Annotated in this window: 4 protein-coding genes and 1 pseudogene; all 5 read left to right on the top strand. The window is 69.8% G+C overall.

Going from position 1 to position 3,666, the window contains the following annotated elements:
- Positions 1 to 211, top strand: a pseudogene (gene glcE / locus VTU_RS29140) (glycolate oxidase subunit GlcE); the annotation flags it as partial.
- Between the two features lie 34 nt (positions 212 to 245).
- Entirely contained in the window at positions 246 to 1,544 is a 1,299-nt protein-coding gene (glcF, locus tag VTU_RS0121130; RefSeq protein WP_010108410.1) for a glycolate oxidase subunit GlcF, read from the top strand.
- Between the two features lie 86 nt (positions 1,545 to 1,630).
- The gene (locus VTU_RS0121125) at positions 1,631 to 2,086 is read left to right on the top strand and encodes a GyrI-like domain-containing protein (protein ID WP_029554632.1); all 456 of its coding nucleotides are present in this window, start codon (positions 1,631 to 1,633) and stop codon (positions 2,084 to 2,086) included.
- A 130-nt stretch (positions 2,087 to 2,216) separates the two neighbouring features.
- Positions 2,217 to 3,131, top strand: coding sequence for a glycine--tRNA ligase subunit alpha (gene glyQ, locus VTU_RS0121120; protein WP_010108406.1), 915 nt, complete (start codon positions 2,217 to 2,219; stop codon positions 3,129 to 3,131).
- A gap of 25 nt (positions 3,132 to 3,156) precedes the next feature.
- Positions 3,157 to 3,666, top strand: a 510-nt coding sequence (locus tag VTU_RS29135) for a glycine--tRNA ligase subunit beta (RefSeq protein ID WP_010108405.1), incomplete at its 3' end; no start/stop codon positions are given.

Below are 3,666 nucleotides of genomic sequence, written 5' to 3'. Positions count from 1 at the left end.
GCAGGCCCCCGAGTCCGCAGGCACGGCCTTGCGCGAGGCGGCCCGTGCCGTCGGCGGGAGCGCCGGCATCTTCATCGCAGCCAGCGCGGACAAATCCGGCGACGCGCTCGACCTGCCGTCGAAAGCGCTGGAGCAGATCCACTCCCGGCTCAAGCGCAGCTTTGACCCGGCCGGCGTCTTCAACCCCGGCCGCATGGCCCGGGGCTGGTAGTGCCATTTCCTGTCCCGGATTCTTCGCCAGCCCCATGCAAACCCGACTCGCCCCCGAATACCGCGCCCGTGCCGACGGCCTGCAGGCCGAAGCCATCCTGCGCCAATGCGTGCACTGCGGTTTTTGCACCGCCACCTGCCCCACCTACCAGCTGCTCGGCGACGAGCTCGACGGTCCGCGCGGGCGCATCTACCTGATCAAGCAAGTGCTCGAAGGCCAGGCCCCGAGCCGCAAGACGCAGCTGCACCTGGACCGCTGCCTGACCTGCCGCAACTGCGAAACCACCTGCCCCAGCGGCGTGCAATACGGCCATCTGCTGGACATAGGCCGCACCATCGTCGCCGAAAAAGTGCCCCGCCCGCCGGGCGAGCGGGCGCTGCGCTGGGTGTTGAAGGAGGGCCTGCCCTCGCCCCTGTTCGCGCCCGCGATCAGGGCCGGGCAGCGGCTGCGCGGACTGCTGCCCGCAGCGCTCCAGGCCAAGGTGCCCAAAGCGCAAGACGCCGGCACCTGGCCCACGCGCGAACATGCGCGCCGGGTGCTGCTGCTGGCCGGCTGCGTGCAGCCCGCGCTGCTGCCGAATATCAACAGCGCCACCGCCCGGGTGCTCGACGCCGCGGGCATGCAAACCATGGTCGCCGCCCGGGCCGGTTGCTGCGGCGCGCTGAAACTCCATCTCGACGACGCGCAAGGCGCCCGGGCCGCGATGCGCGCGAACATCGACGCCTGGTGGCCGCAGCTGGAGTCCGGCCGCGCAGAGGCCATCGTCAGCAACGCCTCGGGCTGCGGCGTCACCATCAAGGAGTACGGCCATGCCCTCAGGGACGACCCGCAGTACGCCGCCAAAGCGCAGCGCATCAGCGCCCTGGCACGCGACCTGTCGGAACTGCTGCCCGAGTTGGTCGACCGGCTCGCGGGCCGCGTGCGGCCCCCGGACGGACGCTACGCCTACCACCCGCCGTGCACGCTGCAACATGGGCAAAAGCTGCGCGGCGGGGTCGAGACCCACTTGGCGCAACTGGGCTTCCAACTGCGCCCGGCGCCCGGCGAGGCGCAGCTGTGCTGCGGATCGGCAGGCACCTACTCGGTGCTGCAACCCCAGCTGTCGCAGCAGCTGCGCGAGCGCAAACTCGGCGCCCTGGGCCAGGCCTTTGGCGACCAGGCGCCTGACGCCATCCTGTCGGCGAACATCGGTTGCATCACGCACCTGCAAAGCGGCACCAGCACGCCGGTCAGGCATTGGGTGGAGGTGCTGGATGAGGCGCTGCGGGGTTTCGCAGAGGCCACCCCGCAGCGGCCTCCGGCCCGGGGGGAGCGCGGCCGCGAACGCGGGTGATACGCTACGGGCAGCACGCTGTCAGCCGGCAGCGTGCGGCCCACCACCAGCACCGGTGGATGAACATCTTTCTGTGAGTGACCGACATGCCACCTGTTTCTCTCCACGTCCCGGCCTTTCGCGTTGCCGGCATGGCCGTGCGTACCCGCAACTGCGACGAGATGGATCCTGCGACCGCGCGCATTGGCGGTCTATGGAAGCGGTTCTACAGCCAGCGCCCTTCCGGTGGCGACGAGCGCATCTTCGGCGTCTACAGCGCCTACGAATCCGATCAGTACGGCGCCTTTGACCTCACCGTGGGCGTTCTGGTGTCGTCCGACGGCGCGGCGGGCGAGCCCGGCGCTGCGCAGGTGGAGGTCCAGGCGGGCGACTACCTGGTCTTCAGGGGCCAGGGCAGCATGCCGCAGACGGTGATCGGGACCTGGAACGAGGTCTGGCGCTACTTCGACGACAACCCCCAGGTGCAACGCCGCTTCGGCACCGACTTCGAGGCCCATGCAGGTCCGGACATGGTGGACATCCACATTGGCGTGCGGGGCTGAGTTTGCGCCCGGGGCCGGCCGCAGCGCCGTAGAATCGCCGGCTTGGCGCGCAAGGTCCGCCTTCTTGCAGCGCTTCTTTCCCTCTCTCCCCTGAATCGCCCGGCCCTGGCCCGCCAGCGTCGCAGACGCCATGTTGACCTTCCAGCAAATCATCCTGAAGTTGCAGTCCTACTGGGACGCGCAGGGCTGCGCCCTGTTGCAGCCCTATGACATGGAGGTGGGCGCGGGCACCTCGCACACCGCGACCTTTTTGCGCGCCATCGGCCCCGAGCCCTGGAAGGCGGCCTACGTGCAGCCCAGCCGCCGGCCCAAGGACGGCCGCTACGGCGAGAACCCGAACCGCTTGCAGCATTACTACCAGTTCCAGGTGGTGCTCAAGCCCGCGCCGGCGGACATTCTGGATCTGTACCTGGGCTCGCTGCAGGCGCTGGGCCTGGACCTGAAGAAGAACGACGTCCGCTTCGTCGAAGACGACTGGGAGAACCCCACGCTGGGCGCCTGGGGCCTGGGCTGGGAGGTCTGGCTCAACGGCATGGAGGTGACGCAGTTCACCTACTTTCAGCAGGTCGGCGGAATCGACTGCAAGCCCGCAACGGGCGAGATCACGTACGGCCTGGAGCGCCTGGCGATGTACCTGCAGGGCGTGGACAACGTCTACGACCTGACCTGGACGCAGGGCGCCGGCGGTGCCCGGCTGAGCTACGGCGACGTGTACCGGCAAAACGAGGTCGAGCAGTCCGCGTACAACTTCGCGCACAGCGACGCGGACTTCCTGTTTTCCGCATTCGACGCGCACGAAAGGCAGGCCCGGCACCTCGTCGAGCAGCAACTCGCGCTGCCCGCTTACGAGCAGGTGCTCAAGGCCGCGCACAGCTTCAACCTGCTGGACGCGCGCGGCGCCATCAGCGTGACCGAGCGCGCGGCCTTCATCGCCCGCATCCGCAACCTGGCGCGCGCCGTGGCGCAGAGCTACTGCGCGAGCCGCGAGCGCCTGGGTTTCCCCATGGCGCCGCGTGCCTGGGTGGAACGCATGGCCGCCGCCTGAGCAGCAGACCCGGAGCCCCTGAACGATGACAGTCGAAAATCTTTTGGTCGAACTGCTGGTGGAGGAGCTGCCCCCGAAGGCGCTGCGGCAGCTGGGCGACGCGTTTGCCAGCGTGCTCGGCGCGCAGCTTGAGGCGCAGGGCCTGACCAGCGCCGCGTCCGCCGTGACGCCGTTTGCCTCGCCGCGGCGCCTGGCGGCGCACGTGAGCGCCGTCTCCGACAAGGCCGCGGACAGGGCCGTGCGGCAAAAGCTGATGCCCGTCGCCGTGGGCCTGGACGCCGAAGGCAACGCCACGCCGGCGCTGCTCAGGAAGCTGCAGGCGCTGGGCGCCGACCTGTCCGACCCGGCCGCCGCCGTGGCCGCGCTCGGGCGCGCACCCGACGGCAGGGCCGAGGCCCTGTTCCACGACAGCATCGTCGCCGGCGCGACGCTGCAGGCGGGCCTGCAAAGGGCGCTCCATGAAGCCATCACCAAGCTGCCCATCCCCAAGGTGATGAGCTACCAGCTGGCGCGCGACTGCGAACTGCCCGGCTGG

It is taken from the genome of Verminephrobacter aporrectodeae subsp. tuberculatae At4 (assembly GCF_000193225.1).
Lineage (GTDB): Bacteria > Pseudomonadota > Gammaproteobacteria > Burkholderiales > Burkholderiaceae_C > Acidovorax > Acidovorax aporrectodeae.
This window is presented reverse-complemented; position numbering and strand designations above follow the sequence as displayed.

Coding starts and splice junctions, on each gene's coding strand:
- glcF (WP_010108410.1), top strand. CDS start 246: ATGCAAACCCGACTCGCCCCCGAATACCGCGCCCGTGCCGACGGCCTG.
- glyQ (WP_010108406.1), top strand. CDS start 2,217: ATGTTGACCTTCCAGCAAATCATCCTGAAGTTGCAGTCCTACTGGGAC.
- VTU_RS0121125 (WP_029554632.1), top strand. CDS start 1,631: ATGCCACCTGTTTCTCTCCACGTCCCGGCCTTTCGCGTTGCCGGCATG.